The 21,664-nt window shown below is 68.3% G+C and carries 15 protein-coding genes and 1 tRNA gene; 11 read left to right on the top strand and 5 right to left on the bottom strand.

The features are described from left to right. The first annotated feature begins 59 nt into the window (after positions 1-59). From OHN74_RS16510 to OHN74_RS16460, 11 genes are all read left to right on the top strand, one after another. Positions 60-132: transfer RNA gene (locus OHN74_RS16510), tRNA-Trp, on the top strand. A gap of 109 nt (positions 133-241) precedes the next feature. Continuing rightward, a complete protein-coding gene (gene secE, locus OHN74_RS16505) occupies positions 242-529 on the top strand; it encodes a preprotein translocase subunit SecE (RefSeq protein WP_327695295.1) in 288 nt (95 codons plus the stop codon). A gap of 77 nt (positions 530-606) precedes the next feature. After that, entirely contained in the window at positions 607-1,470 is an 864-nt protein-coding gene (gene nusG / locus OHN74_RS16500; RefSeq protein WP_327695294.1) for a transcription termination/antitermination protein NusG, read from the top strand. Positions 1,471-1,661: 191 nt separating this feature from the next. Further along, the gene (rplK, locus tag OHN74_RS16495) at positions 1,662-2,096 is read left to right on the top strand and encodes a 50S ribosomal protein L11 (RefSeq protein ID WP_020132675.1); all 435 of its coding nucleotides are present in this window, start codon (positions 1,662-1,664) and stop codon (positions 2,094-2,096) included. Between the two features lie 85 nt (positions 2,097-2,181). Next, entirely contained in the window at positions 2,182-2,907 is a 726-nt protein-coding gene (gene rplA, locus OHN74_RS16490; protein ID WP_327695293.1) for a 50S ribosomal protein L1, read from the top strand. A gap of 134 nt (positions 2,908-3,041) precedes the next feature. Continuing rightward, complete coding sequence (locus OHN74_RS16485; protein ID WP_327695292.1) at positions 3,042-3,953, top strand: hypothetical protein; 912 nt, start codon at positions 3,042-3,044, stop codon at positions 3,951-3,953. A gap of 53 nt (positions 3,954-4,006) precedes the next feature. Then, on the top strand, positions 4,007-4,846 hold the full coding sequence (locus OHN74_RS16480; protein ID WP_327695291.1) for a DUF1396 domain-containing protein: 840 nt from the start codon (positions 4,007-4,009) through the stop codon (positions 4,844-4,846). 354 nt (positions 4,847-5,200) lie between these two features. Continuing rightward, positions 5,201-5,731 (top strand): 50S ribosomal protein L10, encoded by a 531-nt coding sequence (gene rplJ, locus OHN74_RS16475; RefSeq protein WP_020132671.1) that lies wholly within the window; start codon positions 5,201-5,203, stop codon positions 5,729-5,731. A 110-nt stretch (positions 5,732-5,841) separates the two neighbouring features. Then, on the top strand, positions 5,842-6,225 hold the full coding sequence (rplL, locus tag OHN74_RS16470; RefSeq protein WP_327695290.1) for a 50S ribosomal protein L7/L12: 384 nt from the start codon (positions 5,842-5,844) through the stop codon (positions 6,223-6,225). A 618-nt stretch (positions 6,226-6,843) separates the two neighbouring features. Next, complete coding sequence (gene rpoB / locus OHN74_RS16465) at positions 6,844-10,326, top strand: DNA-directed RNA polymerase subunit beta (RefSeq protein WP_327695289.1); 3,483 nt, start codon at positions 6,844-6,846, stop codon at positions 10,324-10,326. 97 nt (positions 10,327-10,423) lie between these two features. After that, a complete protein-coding gene (locus tag OHN74_RS16460) occupies positions 10,424-14,323 on the top strand; it encodes a DNA-directed RNA polymerase subunit beta' (protein WP_189147768.1) in 3,900 nt (1,299 codons plus the stop codon). Positions 14,324-14,387: 64 nt separating this feature from the next. Here OHN74_RS16460 and OHN74_RS16455 read toward each other — a convergent pair whose 3' ends face one another. From OHN74_RS16455 to OHN74_RS16435, 5 genes are read right to left on the bottom strand one after another with little or no spacing between them, the layout of a single operon-like run. Further along, a complete protein-coding gene (locus OHN74_RS16455; protein WP_327695288.1) occupies positions 14,388-16,088 on the bottom strand; it encodes a M48 family metalloprotease in 1,701 nt (566 codons plus the stop codon). 46 nt (positions 16,089-16,134) lie between these two features. After that, positions 16,135-16,680, bottom strand: coding sequence for a Pycsar system effector family protein (locus tag OHN74_RS16450; protein WP_327695287.1), 546 nt, complete (start codon positions 16,678-16,680; stop codon positions 16,135-16,137). Continuing rightward, entirely contained in the window at positions 16,677-18,434 is a 1,758-nt protein-coding gene (locus OHN74_RS16445) for a hypothetical protein (protein ID WP_327695286.1), read from the bottom strand. The genes OHN74_RS16450 and OHN74_RS16445 overlap by 4 nt, the downstream gene beginning before the upstream one ends. 36 nt (positions 18,435-18,470) lie before the next feature. Beyond that, positions 18,471-20,744, bottom strand: coding sequence for a hypothetical protein (locus OHN74_RS16440; protein WP_327695285.1), 2,274 nt, complete (start codon positions 20,742-20,744; stop codon positions 18,471-18,473). Then, entirely contained in the window at positions 20,741-21,643 is a 903-nt protein-coding gene (locus tag OHN74_RS16435) for a hypothetical protein (RefSeq protein ID WP_327695284.1), read from the bottom strand. Before OHN74_RS16435 ends, OHN74_RS16440 begins: the two co-directional genes overlap by 4 nt. Positions 21,644-21,664 lie beyond the last annotated feature (21 nt).

Genomic DNA, 21,664 nt, shown 5'->3' with positions numbered 1-21,664 from the left:
GCGCTTATTCGGTGCACACCCTGCATCCGGACGAGTACGGTACGTTGGAGTAACCACAAAGGGTCGTAGCTCAATTGGTAGAGCACTGGTCTCCAAAACCAGCGGTTGGGGGTTCAAGTCCCTCCGGCCCTGCTACACGCGCCTTTCACCAGGCGGTGTGCGCATGTACGTACTGCAATGCATCGCCGTGCGGCTCAGACCGGGCGCGGCACGGCCACGACCCGGGAACAGGTGAGGACGAATGGCGGACGCCGTGGGCTCCATCGATATGCCTGATGCCCAGGATGAGGCGCCCGAGTCGGACAAGAAGACTCGTAAGGGCGGTAAGCGCGCCAAGAAGGGCCCGCTGAAGCGTCTCGCGGTTTTCTACCGCCAGATTGTCGCGGAGCTCCGCAAGGTCGTCTGGCCCACGCGCAACCAGCTGACGACGTACACGACCGTGGTGATCGTCTTTGTGATCGTCATGATCGGCCTGGTGACTGTGATTGACTTTGGCCTCGACAAAGCCGCCAAGTACGTCTTCGGCTGAGCCAAGAGCGAAGGGCGCCGGGTGCGGCGCCCCTTTCGCATGTTCCACCCACATGTATCCAGGAAGAAGCAGCCACCGTGTCTGACCCGAACCTGAACGACGCCATCGTGCCGGACGAGTCCGTGGATGACGAGCTCGACATCGTCGAGGGCGTTGACGAGGTCGAGGACGAGGTGGACGCTGCGGACGCCGCCGTGGGGGAGCCCGCCGAGGAAGACGCCGTCCACATCGAGGACGATGAGGACGCCGACGTCACCGAGGCCGATGCCGACGAGGACGAAGAGCTCGTCGAGGCCGAAGAGGTCGAGGAAGAGGCCGAGCCCGTCGACCCCGTCGAGGCCCTCCGCGAGGAACTGCGCACGCTCCCCGGTGAGTGGTACGTCATCCACACGTACGCCGGTTACGAGAACCGTGTGAAGACCAACCTCGAACAGCGTGCCGTCTCGCTCAACGTCGAGGACTTCATCTTCCAGGCCGAGGTGCCGCAGGAAGAGGTCGCCCAGATCAAGAACGGCGAGCGCAAGACGGTCCGCCAGAACAAGCTTCCCGGATACGTTCTCGTCCGCATGGACCTGACGAACGAGTCCTGGGGCGTCGTCCGCAACACCCCCGGTGTCACCGGCTTCGTGGGCAACGCGTACGACCCGTACCCGCTGACCCTGGACGAGATCGTCAAGATGCTCGCGCCGGAGGCCGAGGAGAAGGCCGCCCGTGAGGCCGCCGAGGCCGAGGGCAGGCCGGCTCCGTCCCGCAAGCTCGAGGTCCAGGTGCTGGACTTCGAGGTCGGCGACTCGGTCACCGTCACCGACGGCCCGTTCGCGACGCTGCAGGCGACCATCAACGAGATCAACGCCGACTCGAAGAAGGTCAAGGGCCTCGTCGAGATCTTCGGCCGCGAGACCCCGGTCGAGCTGTCGTTCGACCAGATCCAGAAGAACTAGCACTTCTGGAACAGATGCCTCCGACCAGGTCAGACCATGCTCCTACTGGGGGCACCTCCCGCTTGCGGGGGACGGTCTGACCTGCTCGGTTTTTGGCCGCGCATGGATACCCGTTATCGTTGTGCGGTATGCCTCCGTCCGGATGATCCGGAAAGGGGGCTGAAAACTCTCACTAGGACCCGGAGAGAGCAATGCCTCCCAAGAAGAAGAAGGTCACGGGGCTCATCAAGCTCCAGATCAACGCCGGAGCGGCCAACCCCGCCCCGCCGGTCGGGCCCGCGCTCGGCCAGCACGGCGTCAACATCATGGAGTTCTGCAAGGCCTACAACGCCGCGACCGAGTCGCAGCGTGGCTGGGTGATCCCGGTGGAGATCACGGTCTACGAAGACCGCTCCTTCACCTTCATCACCAAGACGCCGCCGGCCGCGAAGATGATCCTCAAGGCCGCGGGTGTCGAGAAGGGCTCTGGCGAGCCGCACAAGACCAAGGTCGCCAAGATCACCGAGGCGCAGGTCCGTGAGATCGCCACGACCAAGCTTCCCGACCTGAACGCCAACGACCTGGACGCCGCGTCGAAGATCATCGCCGGCACCGCCCGTTCGATGGGCATCACGGTCGAGGGCTGAGCCCCACCTCGTAAGCCTTAAGCAGTGCGTGGCAGGACCTGCTCGGTCCGTACCACGACTCCTCGGAACAACATCAGGAGCAGAAGTGAGCAAGCGCAGCAAGTCTCTCCGCGCTGCGGACGCCAAGATCGACCGGGACAAGCTCTACGCCCCGCTCGAGGCCGTCCGTCTCGCCAAGGAGACCTCCACGAGCAAGTTCGACGGCACCGTCGAGGTCGCCTTCCGCCTGGGTGTAGACCCGCGCAAGGCCGACCAGATGGTCCGTGGCACCGTGAACCTCCCGCACGGCACCGGTAAGACCGCCCGGGTCCTGGTCTTCGCGACCGGTGACCGTGCCGAGGCCGCGACCGCCGCGGGCGCCGACATCGTCGGCTCCGACGAACTGATCGACGAGGTGGCGAAGGGCCGTCTGGACTTCGACGCCGTCGTCGCCACCCCGGACCTCATGGGCAAGGTCGGCCGCCTCGGCCGCGTCCTCGGCCCGCGTGGTCTGATGCCGAACCCGAAGACGGGCACCGTGACCCCGGACGTGGTCAAGGCCGTGACCGAGATCAAGGGCGGCAAGATCGAGTTCCGCGTCGACAAGCACTCGAACCTGCACTTCATCATCGGCAAGACGTCGTTCGACGACACCAAGCTGGTGGAGAACTACGGCGCCGCGCTGGAGGAGATCCTCCGTCTGAAGCCGTCCGCCGCCAAGGGCCGTTACATCAAGAAGGCCGCCGTCAGCACGACGATCGGCCCCGGTGTTCCGCTCGACCCCAACCGCACCCGCAACCTCCTCGTCGAGGAGGACCCGGCCGCCGTCTGAGCCTCCCGCTCACCCCGGTAGCCGCGCGTACGCGTTCGTACGACGGGCCCCGCAACCTTTCGAGGTGCGGGGCCCGTTGTCGTACCGAGGGGTTAGCGTGAAGATCACGGGGTGTACGAGGGGGTTGGTTACGGATGAGGGACAGCGGCGTACGGGGCATACGGGGCCTGCGGCGGGGAGTCCGGCCGGTCGTGGTCACCGCCGTGCTGGTCGCGGTGGGCGCGACGATGTCCGCGTGCAGTTTCTCCGGTGAACCCGACGACGGGGGCGCCGAGCAGACCCGGGGCGCGGACCGCCTCGACGCCCGTACGGCCGCCGCCCTGCACGCCGTCGAGAAGGCCACCGACCTGGCCGGTTCCGCCCGGGTCAGCTCCTCCTCCGTCATGGGTGACCTGCTCTCCATGCGGACGGCCGGCGTTCTCGGCTGGGCCGGTGAGCCGGTGGGCAGGCTCAGCATCACGTACACCGGGGGAGAGCTGGCCGAGTCCATGCGGGCGCTCAACAGCTCCTCCATGGAGGCCAGGCTGCTGCCCGACGCCTATTACGCCAAGGTCGGCGACAAGTTCGCCGCCCGGATGCGAGGCAAGCACTGGATCAGGTACGACTACGACGACCTGGCCGACCTGCCCGGCGGCTCGGGGACGTATCTGAAGGACCAGCTGCGCAACACCGCCCCGATCCAGCCGGTCAAGCTCCTGCTGGCCTCGGGCGACGTCCGCAGGGCCGGGACGGAGACGGTGCGCGGGGAGCGTACGACGCACTACTCGGGCGCGGTGGAGGTGGCCGCCCTCGCCGACTCCGCCCTCAAGGAGCAGCTCGTCCAGGCCGGTGTCACCACCGAGACGGTCGACATCTGGGTCAACGACCGGAATCTGCTGGTCAAGAAGGTCGAGCGGGGCGAGCTGTCGAGCGGGCGGATGTCCTCGACGGCGTACTACAGCGCGTACGGAGTGAAGGCGGCGGTCGCGGCGCCGGACGCCGGGGACACCGCGGACTTCAAGGACCTGTTGGGGAATTCGGAAGCCTCATCCGCCCCACCGGGTTAGGCTCACGGTCTCTGTGAATCGACCGTGTGTTCGCAGTGTTCCTTGGGGGAATCATGGCTGCTTCTGTTGTACGTGCGGGAACCGCAGGCCTCGCTGTGCTGCTCATCGGCACGGGTGCTGTCGCCTGTTCCAAGGGGGCTTCGGAGGAGTCGCCGAAGATGACGCCGGCGGCGGCTGTCGCCAAGGCGGCGAAGAACGTGGAGGACATCACCTCCCTCAGCTACCGGATGACCGGCAAGACGCCGGAGGAGGGCCGCGTCAAGGCCGAGGCCAAGATGCGCCTCAAGCCCGACGTGGCGATGAGCATGAAGATCACCGCCCTCGACAAGGGCGCGGACGGCACCGCCGAGATCCGGCTCGTCGACAAGGCGATGTTCATAGGCGGCGGCGCGGCAGCCGCCAAGGAGATGGACGGCAAGAGCTGGATCAAGTTCGACATGGGCGCGCTGGGCGGCGCGGGCGGGTCCCTCGGGGCCGCGGGCCAGGCCGACAAGAACCCCGCCCAGGAGTCCACCTTCCTCACCGGCTCCAAGGACGTGAAGGAGGTCGGCAAGGAGACCGTGGACGGGGTGAAGACCACCCACTACCAGGGCACGGTCACCCTCGACCAGTTCCGGGACTCCCTCAAGTCGCAGACCAAGGTGACCCGCGAGCAGCGCGAGAAGAGCCTTGAGCAGTACGAGAAGATGGGCATCGACAAGTTCACGATGGACATGTGGATCGGCGAGGGTGACATCACCAAGCAGTTCCGGATGCGCGGCGCGGCCGACAAGGGCCCCCTCGACATGACCATCACCTTCGACGACTTCAACAAGCCGGTGAGTATTGCTGCGCCGGCTGCGAAGGATGTCGCGGACCTGGCGGAGATGATGAAGGGTGGGCAGGCCGGTTAGAGCCTGCGGTGGGTGCGCGGTTCTTTTGTCTGCGGGGCCGTGGGGGCTTGTCGCGCAGTTCCCCGCGCCCCTTGCAGGGGCGCGGATTTGCTTGACGGGGACGCCCTCACGTACTCTCGTCCAGAAGCCAAAGACCGCTGGTCGTTGCCTTGTGCTCGTAAGAGGACTTGGTGGCCGAAGGATCCGCTGAACTGCGGACGACCCGCGCAGGTGTGACTGTGGATGTGCTCCCGGACGGACTCCGCTCACGGAATTCGGTTGGTCGAGCTCACGCCCCGTGCGCCTGCGCCGGGGCGTTTCGTTTTCCCAGTCTCCTTCTGAGCGGTCCTCATCACCCGGAAGGAGGCCACGCTTATGGCAAGGCCCGACAAGGCTGCCGCGGTAGCCGAGCTCGCGGACCAGTTCCGTAGCTCGAACGCCGCTGTGCTGACCGAGTACCGGGGTCTCACCGTGGCGCAGCTCAAGACGCTGCGTCGTTCGCTCGGTGAAGACGCCCAGTACGCCGTGGTGAAGAACACGCTGACCAAGATCGCGGCCAACGAGGCCGGGATCTCGACGCTCGACGACCTGTTCAACGGTCCGACGGCGGTTGCCTTCATCACCGGTGACCCGGTGACGTCGGCGAAGGGTCTTCGTGACTTCGCCAAGGACAACCCGAACCTCGTCATCAAGGGCGGTGTCCTTGACGGTAAGGCGCTGTCCGCCGACGAGATCAAGAAGCTTGCGGACCTCGAGTCCCGCGAGGTTCTGCTCGCCAAGCTGGCGGGCGCCATGAAGGGCAAGCAGTCTCAGGCTGCCTCGCTCTTCCAGGCGCTTCCGTCGAAGTTCGTCCGCACCGCGGAAGCGCTTCGCGTCAAGCTCGCCGAGCAGGGCGGTGCCGAGTAATTCGGCTCGCACTCTGACCGCCGCCTGACGTGGCGGTCGACGCGGGCCGAACGTACGCCCGCCGACACTTACATCGGCACCTGCCGAATTGACTGGAAGGATCGCCCAACATGGCGACGAAGCTGTCCCAGGAAGAGCTGCTCGCGCAGTTCGAGACCCTCACCCTCATCGAGCTCTCCGAGTTCGTTAAGGCCTTCGAGGAGAAGTTCGACGTCACCGCCGCCGCCGCGGTCGCCGCTGCCCCGGCCGGCCCCGCCGCCGTTGCCGACGCCGTCGAGGAGCAGGACGAGTTCGACGTCATCCTCACGGGTGCCGGCGAGAAGAAGATCCAGGTCATCAAGGTCGTGCGTGAGCTGACCTCGCTGGGTCTCAAGGAGGCCAAGGACCTCGTGGACGGCGCCCCGAAGCCCGTTCTCGAGAAGGTCGCCAAGGAGGCCGCCGAGAAGGCTGCCGAGTCCCTCAAGGCCGCCGGCGCCGGCGTCGAGGTCAAGTGACCCCACTGAGGGTCCGTCGAGGACTCTCGCGGCAGCTGACGTAGGGCTTCTGGTAGCCCTGTAACGCTGACGCAGTGAAGAGCGATCATCCATCTGGGTGGTCGCTCTTCGGCGTTCGAGGGGTCGGGTCGTGGCTGCCTTGCACGCTCGGTGACGGCGAGTAAGGTGATCTTCGTCGTGCCTCTGAACGCCCCTGATGCTGTGCCGCACGTGACGATGGCAGCACCGGGTTTGGGCATGGAGGCCTTGACGAACCGCACAGAGCGCGCAATTCTCAGGACGCGTCGTCACAACGATCCGAATCCGAGGCATGGATCGGTGGCGAACAGGGCAGTATCGATGTGGCATCGAGGGCGTGGCTTGCAGCAGGGGTTGAGAACAACGAGGGTCTTCAAAAACCCGCACTGGACATCAGTGAGCCTAGTGGCTACACTGACCCTTTGCGCTGCCTGTTAGCTGCCTCCTGCCCGTCACCAGGGGCATGCCCTCGCTTGAGCACCGACGATCGGACCGTCTCCGACCTGGCCTTTTCCGGCCGGTCGAGGAATGCCCGTCTCTGTGCCCCAGTGGGGGGCCGGTACGCGCGTAGTGAGTCCGAGCCCTCGGAAGGACCCCCTCTTGGCCGCCTCGCGCACTGCCTCCGCGAATCCGAACCATGGCGCCAGCACTGCCCCGCTGCGCATCTCTTTTGCAAAGATCAAGGAGCCCCTCGAGGTTCCGAACCTCCTTGCGCTGCAAACCGAGAGCTTCGACTGGCTGCTCGGTAACGCCGCGTGGAAGGCTCGTGTCGAGGCGGCTCTGGACAGCGGACAGGACGTCCCCACCAAGTCCGGTCTGGAGGAGATCTTCGAGGAGATCTCCCCGATCGAGGACTTCTCCGGGTCGATGTCCCTGACGTTCCGCGACCACCGCTTCGAGCCTCCTAAGAACTCGATCGACGAGTGCAAGGAGCGCGACTTCACGTACTCCGCGCCCCTCTTCGTCACGGCCGAGTTCACCAACAACGAGACCGGCGAGATCAAGTCCCAGACGGTCTTCATGGGCGACTTCCCGCTCATGACCAACAAGGGCACCTTCGTCATCAACGGCACCGAGCGTGTCGTCGTGTCGCAGCTGGTCCGTTCGCCGGGTGTCTACTTCGACTCCTCCATCGACAAGACGTCCGACAAGGACATCTTCTCCTCCAAGGTGATCCCCTCCCGGGGTGCCTGGCTGGAGATGGAGATCGACAAGCGCGACATGGTCGGTGTCCGCATCGACCGCAAGCGCAAGCAGTCAGTGACCGTTCTGCTGAAGGCTCTCGGTTGGACGACCGAGCAGATCCTTGAGGAGTTCGGCGAGTACGAGTCGATGCGCGCCACCCTGGAGAAGGACCACACCCAGGGCCAGGACGACGCGCTGCTCGACATCTACCGCAAGCTCCGTCCGGGCGAGCCGCCGACCCGTGAGGCCGCGCAGACGCTTCTGGAGAACCTGTACTTCAACCCGAAGCGCTATGACCTCGCCAAGGTCGGCCGTTACAAGGTCAACAAGAAGCTGGGTGGCGAGGCCCCGCTGGACGCCGGTGTGCTGACCGTCGAGGACATCATCTCGACGATCAAGTACCTGGTGAAGCTGCACGCCGGTGAGACCGAGACCGTTGGCGACAACGGCACGACGATCGTCGTCGAGACCGACGACATCGACCACTTCGGCAACCGTCGTCTGCGCAACGTCGGCGAGCTCATCCAGAACCAGGTCCGTACGGGTCTGGCGCGTATGGAGCGAGTCGTCCGCGAGCGCATGACGACCCAGGACGTCGAGGCGATCACGCCGCAGACCCTGATCAACATCCGGCCGGTCGTCGCCTCCATCAAGGAGTTCTTCGGCACCAGCCAGCTGTCGCAGTTCATGGACCAGAACAACCCGCTGTCGGGTCTCACCCACAAGCGCCGTCTGTCGGCTCTTGGCCCGGGTGGTCTCTCCCGTGAGCGGGCCGGCTTCGAGGTCCGTGACGTGCACCCCTCGCACTACGGCCGCATGTGTCCGATCGAGACCCCTGAAGGCCCGAACATCGGTCTGATCGGCTCGCTCGCCTCCTACGGCCGGGTCAACGCGTTCGGGTTCGTCGAGACCCCGTACCGCAAGGTCGTCGAGGGTGTCGTCACCGACGACGTCGACTACCTGACCGCCGACGAGGAAGACCGCTTCGTCATCGCCCAGGCGAACGCGATCCTCTCCGACGACATGCGCTTCGAGGAGTCCCGCGTACTCGTCCGCCGCCGTGGCGGCGAGATCGACTACATCCCCGGCGACGACGTCGACTACATGGACGTCTCCCCGCGCCAGATGGTGTCCGTCGCGACCGCGATGATCCCCTTCCTGGAGCACGACGACGCCAACCGTGCCCTCATGGGCGCGAACATGATGCGCCAGGCCGTGCCGCTGATCACCGCCGAGGCTCCCCTCGTCGGTACGGGCATGGAGTACCGCTGCGCCGTCGACGCCGGCGACGTCATCAAGGCCGAGAAGGCGGGTGTGGTCCAGGAGGTCTCCGCGGACTACGTCACCGTCGCCAACGACGACGGCACGTACACCACGTACCGCGTCGCGAAGTTCTCGCGGTCCAACCAGGGCACCTCGGTCAACCAGAAGGTTGTTGTCAACGAGGGCGACCGGGTCGTCGAGCACCAGGTGCTCGCCGACGGTCCGGCCACCCAGGAAGGCGAGATGGCGCTGGGCAAGAACCTGCTCGTCGCCTTCATGCCCTGGGAGGGTCACAACTACGAGGACGCGATCATCCTGTCGCAGCGCCTCGTCCAGGACGACGTCCTCTCCTCGATCCACATCGAGGAGCACGAGGTCGACGCCCGTGACACCAAGCTCGGCCCCGAGGAGATCACCCGGGACATCCCGAACGTCTCCGAGGAGGTCCTCGCCGACCTCGACGAGCGCGGCATCATCCGCATCGGTGCCGAGGTCGTCGCCGGTGACATCCTCGTCGGCAAGGTCACGCCCAAGGGTGAGACCGAGCTGACCCCCGAGGAGCGCCTGCTCCGCGCGATCTTCGGTGAGAAGGCGCGCGAGGTGCGCGACACCTCGCTGAAGGTGCCGCACGGTGAGATCGGCAAGGTCATCGGTGTCCGCGTCTTCGACCGTGAAGAGGGCGACGAGCTGCCGCCGGGCGTGAACCAGCTGGTTCGGGTCTACGTGGCGCAGAAGCGCAAGATCACGGACGGTGACAAGCTCGCCGGCCGTCACGGCAACAAGGGTGTTATTTCGAAGATCCTTCCGATCGAGGACATGCCGTTCCTCGAGGACGGAACTCCGGTCGACATCATCCTCAACCCGCTGGGTGTGCCGTCCCGAATGAACCCGGGACAGGTGCTGGAGATCCACCTCGGCTGGCTCGCCAGCCGCGGCTGGGACGTCTCCGGCCTCGCGGACGACTGGGCGCAGCGACTCCAGGCCATCGAGGCCGACGTGGTCGCTCCCGGCACCAACGTCGCCACCCCCGTCTTCGACGGTGCGCGTGAGGACGAGCTGGCCGGTCTGCTCAACCACACCATCCCGAACCGCGACGGTTCGCGCATGGTGCTCCCGACCGGTAAGGCCCCGCTGTTCGACGGCCGCTCCGGCGAGCCGTTCCCGGAGCCCGTCTCCGTCGGTTACATGTACATCCTCAAGCTCCACCACCTGGTCGACGACAAGCTCCACGCCCGTTCGACCGGTCCGTACTCGATGATCACCCAGCAGCCGCTGGGTGGTAAGGCCCAGTTCGGTGGCCAGCGATTCGGCGAGATGGAGGTGTGGGCGCTGGAGGCATACGGCGCCGCATACGCCCTCCAGGAGCTGCTGACCATCAAGTCCGACGACGTGACCGGCCGCGTGAAGGTCTACGAGGCCATCGTCAAGGGCGAGAACATCCCCGAGCCCGGCATCCCCGAGTCCTTCAAGGTGCTCATCAAGGAGATGCAGTCTCTCTGCCTCAACGTGGAGGTGCTGTCCAGTGACGGTATGTCCATCGAAATGCGTGACACCGACGAGGACGTCTTCCGCGCGGCGGAGGAGCTCGGCATCGACCTGTCCCGGCGTGAGCCGAGCAGCGTCGAAGAGGTCTGACGGGAGTTCGGCGGGCCTTGAGCGATCAAGGCCCGCCGGCCCCAGGACCCCCGTATCAGACCCCATGACTTACAACCCTGAGAGGGATTGACGCATAGTGCTCGACGTCAACTTCTTCGACGAGCTCCGGATCGGCCTGGCTACGGCGGACGACATCCGTCAGTGGAGCCACGGCGAGGTCAAGAAGCCCGAGACGATCAACTACCGCACGCTCAAGCCCGAAAAGGACGGACTCTTCTGCGAGAAGATCTTCGGTCCGACCCGGGACTGGGAGTGCTACTGCGGCAAGTACAAGCGCGTCCGCTTCAAGGGCATCATCTGTGAGCGCTGTGGCGTCGAGGTCACTCGCGCCAAGGTGCGCCGTGAGCGGATGGGCCACATCGAGCTCGCCGCTCCCGTCACCCACATCTGGTACTTCAAGGGCGTTCCGTCGCGTCTTGGCTACCTGCTCGACCTCGCCCCGAAGGACCTCGAAAAGGTCATCTACTTCGCGGCGTACATGATCACGTACGTCGACGACGAGCGCCGTACCCGTGACCTGCCCTCGCTGGAGGCGCACGTCTCGGTCGAGCGGCAGCAGATCGAGAACCGCCGCGACTCCGACCTCGAAGCCCGCGCCAAGAAGCTGGAAAGCGACCTGGGCGAGCTGGAGGCCGAGGGCGCCAAGGCCGACGTACGCCGCAAGGTGCGCGAAGGTGCCGAGCGGGAGATGAAGCAGCTGCGCGACCGTTCGCAGCGCGAGATCGACCGCCTCGACGAGGTGTGGACCCGGTTCAAGAACCTCAAGGTCCAGGACCTGGAGGGCGACGAGCTGCTCTACCGCGAGCTGCGCGACCGCTTCGGGACCTACTTCGACGGTTCGATGGGTGCCGCGGCGCTGCAGAAGCGCCTGGAGTCCTTCGACCTGGAGGAGGAGGCCGAGCGCCTCCGCGAGATCATCCGTACCGGCAAGGGCCAGAAGAAGACCCGTGCGCTGAAGCGGCTGAAGGTCGTGTCTGCCTTCCTGCAGACCTCCAACAGCCCCAAGGGCATGGTTCTCGACTGCGTCCCGGTCATCCCGCCGGACCTTCGCCCGATGGTGCAGCTGGACGGTGGCCGCTTCGCGACCTCCGACCTGAACGACCTGTACCGCCGTGTGATCAACCGGAACAACCGTCTGAAGCGGCTTCTCGACCTCGGTGCTCCCGAGATCATCGTGAACAACGAGAAGCGCATGCTCCAGGAGGCCGTCGACGCGCTGTTCGACAACGGTCGTCGTGGCCGTCCGGTCACCGGTCCCGGTAACCGCCCGCTGAAGTCCCTCAGCGACATGCTGAAGGGCAAGCAGGGTCGATTCCGTCAGAACCTGCTCGGCAAGCGTGTGGACTACTCCGCGCGTTCCGTGATCGTCGTCGGTCCGCAGCTGAAGCTGCACCAGTGCGGTCTGCCGAAGGCGATGGCGCTGGAGCTGTTCAAGCCGTTCGTCATGAAGCGGCTGGTCGACCTCAACCACGCGCAGAACATCAAGTCTGCGAAGCGCATGGTCGAGCGTGGCCGGACCGTCGTGTACGACGTGCTGGAAGAGGTCATCGCGGAGCACCCGGTTCTGCTGAACCGTGCGCCCACGCTGCACCGCCTCGGCATCCAGGCCTTCGAGCCGCAGCTGGTCGAGGGCAAGGCCATCCAGATCCACCCGCTCGTCTGCACCGCGTTCAACGCGGACTTCGACGGTGACCAGATGGCCGTCCACCTGCCGCTCTCCGCGGAGGCGCAGGCCGAGGCCCGCATCCTGATGCTGTCCTCGAACAACATCCTCAAGCCCGCCGACGGCCGTCCGGTGACGATGCCGACCCAGGACATGGTCCTCGGTCTGTTCTTCCTCACCACCGACGGTGAACTGCGTGACGTCAAGGGCGAGGGCCGCGCGTTCGGCTCCACCGCCGAGGCGACCATGGCGTTCGACAACGGCGAGCTCGCGCTCCAGTCGGCGATCGACATCCGCTTCCCGGTGGGCACCATCCCGCCGCGCGGCTGGACCCCGCCGGCCCGCGAGGAGAACGAGCCCGAGTGGCAGCAGGGGGACACCTTCCGCCTGCGCACCACCCTGGGCCGCGCGCTCTTCAACGAGCTGCTGCCCGAGGACTACCCGTTCGTCGACTACTCGGTGGGCAAGAAGCAGCTCGGTGAGATCGTCAACGACCTCGCCGAGCGCTACCCCAAGGTCATCGTGGCGGCGACGCTCGACAACCTGAAGGCGGCCGGCTTCTACTGGGGCACGCGCTCCGGTGTCACCGTGGCCATCTCCGACATCGTCGTTCCCGAGGCGAAGAAGGAGATCGTCAAGGGCTACGAGGCCCAGGACGAGAAGGTCCAGAAGCAGTACGAGCGCGGTCTGATCACCAAGGACGAGCGCACGCAGGAACTCATCGCGATCTGGACCAAGGCGACCAACGAGGTTGCCGAGGCGATGAACGCGAACTTCCCCAAGACGAACCCCATCTTCATGATGGTTGACTCGGGTGCCCGAGGAAACATGATGCAGATGCGTCAGATCGCCGGTATGCGTGGTCTGGTGTCGAACGCCAAGAACGAGACGATTCCTCGTCCCATCAAGGCGTCCTTCCGCGAGGGCCTGTCCGTGCTGGAGTACTTCATCTCCACCCACGGTGCCCGTAAGGGTCTCGCCGACACCGCCCTGCGTACCGCCGACTCGGGTTACCTCACCCGTCGTCTGGTGGACGTCTCGCAGGACGTCATCATCCGCGAGGAGGACTGCGGCACCGACCGTGGCCTCAAGCTGGCGATCGCCGAGCGCGACGAAGCCGGTGTGCTGCGCAAGACCGAGAACGTCGAGACGTCGGTGTACGCCCGTGCGCTGGCCGAGGACATCACCATCGACGGACGTGTGCTGGCCCCGGCCAACACCGACCTCGGTGACGTCCTCATCGACGAGCTGGTCCGGCACGGCGTCGAGGAGGTCAAGACCCGCTCGGTCCTGACCTGCGAGTCCGCCGTCGGCACCTGCGCCATGTGCTACGGCCGTTCGCTGGCCACCGGCAAGCTGGTCGACATCGGTGAGGCGGTCGGCATCATCGCCGCCCAGTCCATCGGTGAGCCCGGCACCCAGCTGACGATGCGTACCTTCCACACCGGTGGTGTGGCCGGTGACGACATCACCCAGGGTCTGCCCCGTGTCGTCGAGCTCTTCGAGGCTCGTACGCCCAAGGGTGTCGCCCCGATCTCGGAGGCGGCCGGCCGCGTCCGTATCGAGGAGACCGAGAAGACCAAGAAGATCGTCATCACCCCGGACGACGGCAGCGACGAGACGGCGTTCCCGATCTCGAAGCGCGCCAAGGTCATGGTGCGTGAGGGTGACCACGTCGAGGTGGGCCAGAAGCTCACCTTCGGTGCCACCAACCCGCACGACGTGCTGCGGATCCTCGGTCAGCGCGCGGTCCAGGTCCACCTGGTCGGCGAAGTCCAGAAGGTCTACAACTCGCAGGGTGTGTCGATCCACGACAAGCACATCGAGATCATCATCCGGCAGATGCTCCGCCGCGTGACGATCATCGAGTCCGGCGACGCCGAGCTGCTGCCCGGCGAGCTGGTCGAGCGTGGCAAGTTCGAGACCGAGAACCGTCGTGTGGTCCAGGAAGGCGGCCACCCGGCCTCCGGCCGTCCGCAGCTGATGGGTATCACCAAGGCCTCGCTGGCGACGGAGTCCTGGCTGTCGGCCGCCTCCTTCCAGGAGACGACCCGAGTTCTGACGGACGCGGCGATCAACGCCAAGTCCGACAGCCTCATCGGCCTCAAGGAGAACGTCATCATCGGTAAGCTCATCCCGGCCGGTACGGGTCTGTCCCGCTACCGCAACATCCGGGTCGAGCCGACCGAGGAAGCGAAGGCCGCGATGTACTCGGCCGTCGGCTACGACGACATCGACTACTCGCCGTTCGGCACGGGCTCCGGCCAGGCCGTTCCGCTGGAGGACTACGACTACGGTCCGTACAACCAGTAAGGCGTACGTTCGCTGAAGGGCGGCCACTCCGTTTCGTACGGGGTGGCCGCCCTTCGGCGTTTCCTCAGCGCTGTTGCAGGTACGGCTGGAGGTGGTGCAGCCGGGTGTGGTGGTCCGGGTGCGAGGAGAGCAGCTTGCTCAGAGGGCTCTCCTGGGGCGCCACGCCGTTGTTGAGCGCGGCGAGAGCGGCCGTCTGCCGCTGCTCCTCCTGGTGCAGCTTGTCGAGTACGGAGGCCAGCATCGGGGCGAAGCCGAGGGCCGCCGCGTGCTCGTCGGCGCGGAGTTCGGCGCGGCGGCCGACGGCGGCGAGCGCGTACGGCACGCCGAGGATCAGCAGGGGCAGGCCGTACAGGGTGCTGATGGTCGCCATGGCGATGCCGCCGAGGACGAGCACGACGAAGCCGACGCCGAAGCAGGAGAAGGCGCGGGACACCTTGAAGACGAACACGGAGAAGGCGCGCAGGAACCGCCAGGCGAGGCGACCGGGCTGCGCGTACCAGTAACCGAGGAGCCCGGACCAGGCGTGGCCGCCGACGTGGTGGCCCAGCTCGTGCGCCATGACGGCGGCGAGTTCGCCGTTGGGCAGCTCGTTCATGGCGAAGCGGGTGACGCCGACGATGTGGCCGGCGGCGGCGACCGCGTTCAGGCCGTCGCTGTCCTCGACCCAGAGCTCGTAGTTGCGGCCCTCGACGCCCGCGCGGGCGGTGACCTCACGCCAGACCGGTTCGAGTTTGGCTCGTTCTTGTGGAGTGGGGTAGCGCAGGTGGAGCAAACGGCGCGCGAGGGCGCTTTCGGTGGGCCGGTGGAAGACGAGTGCGCCGCTCAGTATCCAGGCGATGATCACGAGGAACGCGAGGTCGCCGAAGAAGAGGGAGAACATGCTGACGACAAGGAGGCTGCAGAGGAAGTTCGGGAGGTAGAGGAGGAGGTTGCCCACGGCGGTGGCGTCGGTACGGCGCTGGTGGGCGGAGATGTGGACGCGTCCGCGGTCGGTGGAGATGTGGTGGGGGTGCGTGGCGGCGTCCGCCGGGGCTGGGGGAGAGGTGGGGCTCGCTGCGGGGGGCGTGAAGGGTGAAGTGGGTGTGGTGGGTGAGGTGGGTGGGGTCGGAGATTGCTGCGGGGGAGCGTACTGCGGGGGGATGGGCTGGGCGGTTGCCTGGGGGTAGGGCGGGGGTTGGGTTGGGGTCGCGCCGGGGTATGCGGGGGGCTGGGGCTGGTTCGGGGCCGCGCCTGGGTAGGTGGGCGGCTGGGGCTGGTTCGGGGGCGCACCGGGGTAGGTCGGGGGTTGGGCGGCGTCCGGGTACTGGGGTTGCTGGGGCGCACCGGGGTAGGTCGGTGGCTCGGCGGTGCCCGGGTACGGGGGTGGTGTGGCCGAGTCCGGGTAGGTCGGGGGCCGGGTGGTGCCCGGGTACGTGGACGGCTGGGTGGTGCCCGGCGAGGTCGGGTGCTGGGCGGGGTTCGGGTACGGGGGCGGCTGAGTCGCGCCGGAGTAGGTCGAGGGCTGGGCGGTGCCCGGGTACGGGGGTGGTGTGGCCGAGCCCGGGTAGGTCGGGGGCTCGGTGGAGTCCGGGTACCGGGGTTGCTGGGGCGGGTCCGGGTACCGGGGTGGTTGTTGTGCGGCCTGTGGGTACGGGGGAGCGGGGTGGCCGGGGTACTGCGGCGGGGGCGAGGGCTGGGCAGCTGTCTGCTCGGGGTATGTCGGCGGGAACAGGGACTGCTCGGAGGGCTCGGGGTGTTCCGGTGGTGACGAGGGTGGCTGGGTCATGGTTTTCCTTCACGGGCGGGGACGGCGAGTGAGCGGTCCGTTGTGTTCAGCCGATGAGCAGTGAGGCGGGGAGGAGCAGCGTTCCGGCGGAGAAGGAGATCAGGCCGGTACGGATCCACTGGTGCTTGCGGGCCGCGATGCGGCTCGTCTCGCTGAGCGCCGAGGTGAGCGCGGCCGTGGGGTCGCGCCGGGTGTCGGCGAGCGCTGCCTCCAACTGGCCCAGCCGCACGGCCTGTTGGATGTCGCCGAAGTAGGAGAGGGGCTGGCCGGGAGTCCACGGTTCGGAGCGGTAGCGGGGCAGGACGGCGAGGAGCAGCGAGAACAGGGACAGCACCAGGGACGCGGCCCCGAGGGCCCAGACGACGGTGCCGAGAACGGTGAGCGAGGCCGGGTTCCAGTTCCGCCCGGCCAGCAGGCCGCTGAACCCACCGGCGGTCATCCCCAGGGCGGCGACCAGCACGGACGCCTTGGTGTCGGCGCGGGCGATCTCGGTACGGAGGTCCGCGAGGAGGCGCTCGCAGAGCTGGGTCTGGTCGGCGGAGGTGGCTGGTGGGGTCGGCGCCGGGGTGGGTCGGGGGTCGAGCGTCGTCATGTGGCGCTGCCTGCCCTGTCGTCCTCGGTTCCGGCATCGGGGCCTTCTGCCGGCTCGGCCGGCGCCGCGTTCTGCTGGTCGGGGATGGTCGGGGTGCTGCCGTAGCCCGGGGGCGGCTGCCAGGCGGGGGCCGCGGGAGTGCCGTGGGCGCCCGGCGTCTGCGGAGCGACGTACGGCTGCTGGTACGGCGGGGGAGTGGGCGGGGTCAGCGGGGTGTGGGCGGGGAGTGTGGGGGCGCCGGGGAAACCGGCGGGGCCCGGGGCGCCGTACGCGGGGGCGGTTCCGTAGGGCGCGGTGGGGTCCGGGGCGGGCGCGGGAGGCTGCGGGGCGCCCTGGTACGGGCTTGCCGGGGGCTGGGTGCCCGGGGCCGGGGTGGCCGTCGGCCATGCGGGCGAGGCGGGCATCGGCGGCGGCTGGGTCGCCTGGGCCGGGGGCACGTCGCTCGGGGGCCGGTCGGCGGGTTCGGGGCGGCCGGGGTGCGGGTACGCGGGGTCGAACCGGTCGGGGACGGGCCGGCCCGGGACGGATCCCGGTTGCCCGGGGGTGAATCCGGGCTGAACGGGCGCCCCTGGCGCTCCCTGGCCGGACGCCGCGTACGGGTCGCCGAGGGCCGGGTCGCCGCCCGGCAGGGGCGGAGGGGTCTGGGGGACGCCCGGGAGGCGTTGGGTGAGGATGTCGCTGACTGTGCGCAGGGCCAGTTGTTTGGGGCCCTCCAGCTCGAACTTCTCCGCGTTGTCGCCGTGCAGCAGGTCCTTCACCAGGTCCATCTGGGCCTGGATCATGCGGAGTTGGTCGTCGCGCATGCTCGTCATGACCATGCGCGAGTCCTCGGGGTGCTGGGCGAGGTGGAGGGCCCAGGCCTGGACGCCGCCCTGTTGCAGGTGCCACTGGTAGAAGGCGATCTTCTGGGCCTCTATCTGCTGCAACTCCAGTTCCTGGTGGCCCTGTTGGATGGAGAGCTGGTGCTGCTGGCCGCTCTGCAGGGCCGCCTGTTCGTAGTCCCAGCGCTGCTGCTGGAGGGCCAGGTGCTGTTGCTGGGCGCCGTACGCCATCGCGCGCTCGATCTGGAGGGCGTCCTGCCCGCGGTTGCGGCGGTCCACCTCCACGTCGATGTCGGCGCCGCGCTGGGCCGCCCGCACCTGCTCGGTCGCCGAGTGGTCGATGGCCTGGAGGCGGCGCTGGTGGTCGATGTTCTCCTGGTCGCGGCGCAGGCGCAGGGTCCAGGTCGTCTGGAGGCCGGCCGGGGACCCCAGCGGGCCCAGGACGTTGATCGCCTGGAGGAGCTCCCCTTCCGCCGCCGCGCTGTCCGCGATCTGGAAGCGCCGGCTCACCGGGCGTGCCGCGCGCTGGAGTTCACCGATGAGCAGGCCCGGTACGTCCCGGTGGCCGCTGTCCACGAACCGGGCCGGATCGATGACCTGCCAGGACATGTCGACCTCGGCCGAGAACTCGAACGCGTCGTTGTCACTGGGGAGCGTGAGCGTGCCGGAGAACGGGTGGACGCCCATGTCGACCTCGTACACCGCCGTGTAGTGCCGGGCCGCGATCTCGCTGCGGGTCGGGCGGCGGGGCGGGAGGTAGGCCTCGTAGCCGCCCTTGGCGGTCGCGAAGACGAGCGCGTGGTCGATGCGGACCGTCGACTTCAGGGAGAGCTCGAAGCGCGACAACTGGCGGACCGTGAGTACGGGGTCGATCAGCTGGGTGTGCCGGTCGGCGGACTGCTGCCACTCGGGCGGGCGGTGGAAGGCGGGCATCGTGCGTTGCTCCTCGGTGAGCGGGGACGTGACGTGCTAGCGGATCGGGAGCGTGGTGAGGAGGCGGGCCGCCACCGCGGGCGGGGCCGCGCCGTCCTCGCCGGGCATCGTCCGCAGGAGGTGGCCCAGGCGCTGGTACTCCGCCGGGGTGGTGACCAGGGTGGGCAACAAGTGCGCCAGCGCCCATTCCGTGGTCGTCGAGCGGTCGGCGACGAGGACCCACTCGCGCAGGACGTCCAGGGCGGGCCGGGTCGCGTTCGGGTCGCTCAGCGCCGCCCGCCACAGGAAGGGGATGCCGTGGGCGGCGGCCGAGCCCTCGGTGACCGACTGCGCGTACCAGCCGAGGACCAGCGGATGGCCGTACCGCTCGTCGTCCTGGGTGTGGCGGCAGGCGCTGACGAAGCCGCCGACGGTCAGGTCGTGCACCGCGCGGTCGTCGGGGAGGTGCAGGCGCAGTTCGGCGAGGACCCGGTCGCCGGCCTCGGAGAGGAGCAACAGGGCGACGGCCTCGTTGAGTTCACGGGCCATCTCGCGGTCGAAGTCGTCGGGGTCGGCGAGGTCCCGGCGCAGGCCGCGGGCCGCGGTGCGCAGCGCGGCCAGGGCCTGCTCGGGGCGTTCGGCGCCGATCAGCGCGTACGCCCGCACAGCCACCCAGCGCAGTCGCCGATCCTCGCCCTTGGACCACTCGTCGAGGATCCGCGGGATGTTCGGCGTGTCGATGAGATGGGCGAGGGTGAGCGCGTTGACGGCCACCAGGCGGTGCCGGAAGCGGTTGGAGGTCGCCCAGGGTTCGATGACCAGGGCCATGGCCGAGGGCAGGTCCGTACGGGCCAGGACGGCAACCGTGGACGCGGCCCGGGTACGGACGAGAGGGCGGCCGTCGTCGGCCAGCCGGCGCAGCCAGTCGATCAGCGCGGGGCGCGCGGAGGGGTGGCCCGTCCAGACCTCGCGCAGGAGTACGAGGGGGGCGCGGTCGTCCGTGAACCGGGCCTTCTGCTGGGTCACCGGACCCCACTCGGTGTGCTCGTCGTCCTCGTACCGCTCGGCGCGCGCGAGTTGGAGGCGTTTGCCGATGTGGGTGCCGAAGACGGGGACCTCGGGGACGCCCGCCGGGTTCTGGGTCTGCTGGAGGAACCGGTAGAGCAGATCGCTGAGTTCGGCGGTGAGGGCGTACGGGCCGTCGTCGAACGCGGCCAGCGCGACCAGGAACGCCTTGTCGCGCAGATGGATCGACGCCTCGTCCTCCTCGAACCACTCCTGGACCTGGTTCTCCAGGGAGATCAGGGAGAACTGGGCGACGGCGTTCTCGCCGACCTCGCCGGCCGCGTACCGGCCGAGCAGTTGGGCGAAGTTGGCGACCTCGCGGAGCTGGTGGCTGCGGCTCAGGAACTCGGTGACGTCCGGGAGCCCGAGCAGCTTCGCCGCCGTCTCGTCGTCGGCGACGCGGGTGCGGAGGTGGGCGGCCAGTACGTCGGCCGTCTGGGGCGGTTGCCAGTTGACGGCCTGTACGTCCTCCAGGACGGCCGTCGGACCGACGGTGACGACGAGATACGCGTCCTGCGCGGCCAGGCGGTCGCGGGCGGCGAGGAGGTGGTGCTCGCGGAGGGGGCGGTCCCGGCGGGTGGCGAGGTCGGCGAGGACGTAGCCGCGGGGGTGGGCTGTGGCTCGGTCCGCGGTTGCCTCGCCGGTGACGTCCGGTGTGGTGAACCTGTCCGCCAGCGTGCCCGGGTTCGTGTCGCGGTCGAGCATGTGTACGGGGGCCGCCCCGAGCTGGTGCAGGAGCATCAGGGCGGCCGTGTGTCTGCCGGTGAAGCGGGCGCCCGACAGGACGAGGACGCGGTCTCTGCGCAGCCGGGCCAGCAGGGCCTCGACGGTCGCGTCGGCGGCGACGAACGAGGCGGCGAGCCGGTCGAGCGTGGTCTGCGGGACCTCACCGGAGGCGGAGGTGGCGGCGGACGGTGCGGACAGACCGGGTAACGACCACTGGTGGATCTCCGTCTTGCTGCCCATGATCACGTCACCGGCGACCTGGCCGCCGCTGACGCCGTGCTGGCTGCCGCCGACCATGCTGCCGCCGAAGCGGGAACGGTCGCCGACGTTCATGGTCCGCGGGCTGTGGTCGATCAGATCGCGCCGGGCCGACCAGGCGGTCTGGGGCTGCTCGCGCTCCTCCGATCCCTCGGAGCCCTCCGCTTCCTTGGACTCCTTCGAGTCCTTGGCCGTGCCGTCTCTGCCGTCCTTGCCGTCGGCCGAGGCGGACGCGTCCTCGGGCCCGGGGCGGGCGGCCTCCGCCGCGTCCGGGGTGCTCATGAGCCGTCACCCCCGGTGTGGCCGCCCAGGTTGACGTCTCCGGTGACCTGGCCGCCGCTGACACCGTGCTGGTCGCCGGTGACCACGCTGCCGCCGATGTTCACGGCACCGTTGAAGTTGAAGACGGGGCCCGGGGCGGGACGGCTCTCGGGGGAGGTGCCCTGTGCGGGCACTCTCGGTGCCGCCGTCGCCTCCGTCGCTTCCGGTGCCGGCGGGGTCTGTGGCGCCGGGCGGTCCCCCAGACCGCCCGGCGCCTCCCCCGCCCCCGTGTCACGGTGGTCCTGGTCGGCCGGGCCGAGGCTGTCGGCCGGGGCCGCCTTGTGGCCGCTGGGCAGTGGGCCGTGCAGCCAGGCCCTCATCGGGCCGTTCTTGGTGTCCACCCCGACCGGGTGGAACTCGTCGGCCGGGATACCGCGATGGTCGTGCCGTACGACGCCGGTGTACAGGGCGTCCGAGACGATCAGCGCGAAGTCGTGGGGGCGTTCGCGCAGGGCCGCCCGCAGCAGCTGGGCGTCCAGCAGCCGGCAGGCGTTGTTCAGGTCGGTGCCGACCCAGCCGTCGTGCTCGTCCACGGCCACGTACCCGGTCGCCACGACCCCGCGCAGCCGGATCTGGGCCGAGCTGGACGCGCGACGGTTGACGTCCCGCAACTGTGCCGGCACCTCCACGAGGAGGGCGCGCAGCAGGGCGGTGACCGGGGCGTTCGCGTCGATGAGCTCCATCACGGAGTCCCCGCGGTCGGCACGCAGGCGACGGGTCTCGTCGATGCCGGCGCTTTCCAGTGCGCGGTCGGTGATGTCGTAGAGCATGCGCCGCAGGTACGCCTGCTCCACGTCGTCCCGGTCGCTGAACCTCTCTATGTCCAGCAGCAGGATCGTGCGGCTCACGGGGTCGGTCATGGTCGCCCTTCGACGCGTGGG

This window comes from Streptomyces sp. NBC_00459, assembly GCF_036013955.1.
Taxonomy (GTDB): domain Bacteria; phylum Actinomycetota; class Actinomycetes; order Streptomycetales; family Streptomycetaceae; genus Streptomyces.
The sequence above is the reverse complement of the archived record's forward strand: the minus strand, read 5'-3'. Positions and strand labels throughout refer to the sequence as shown.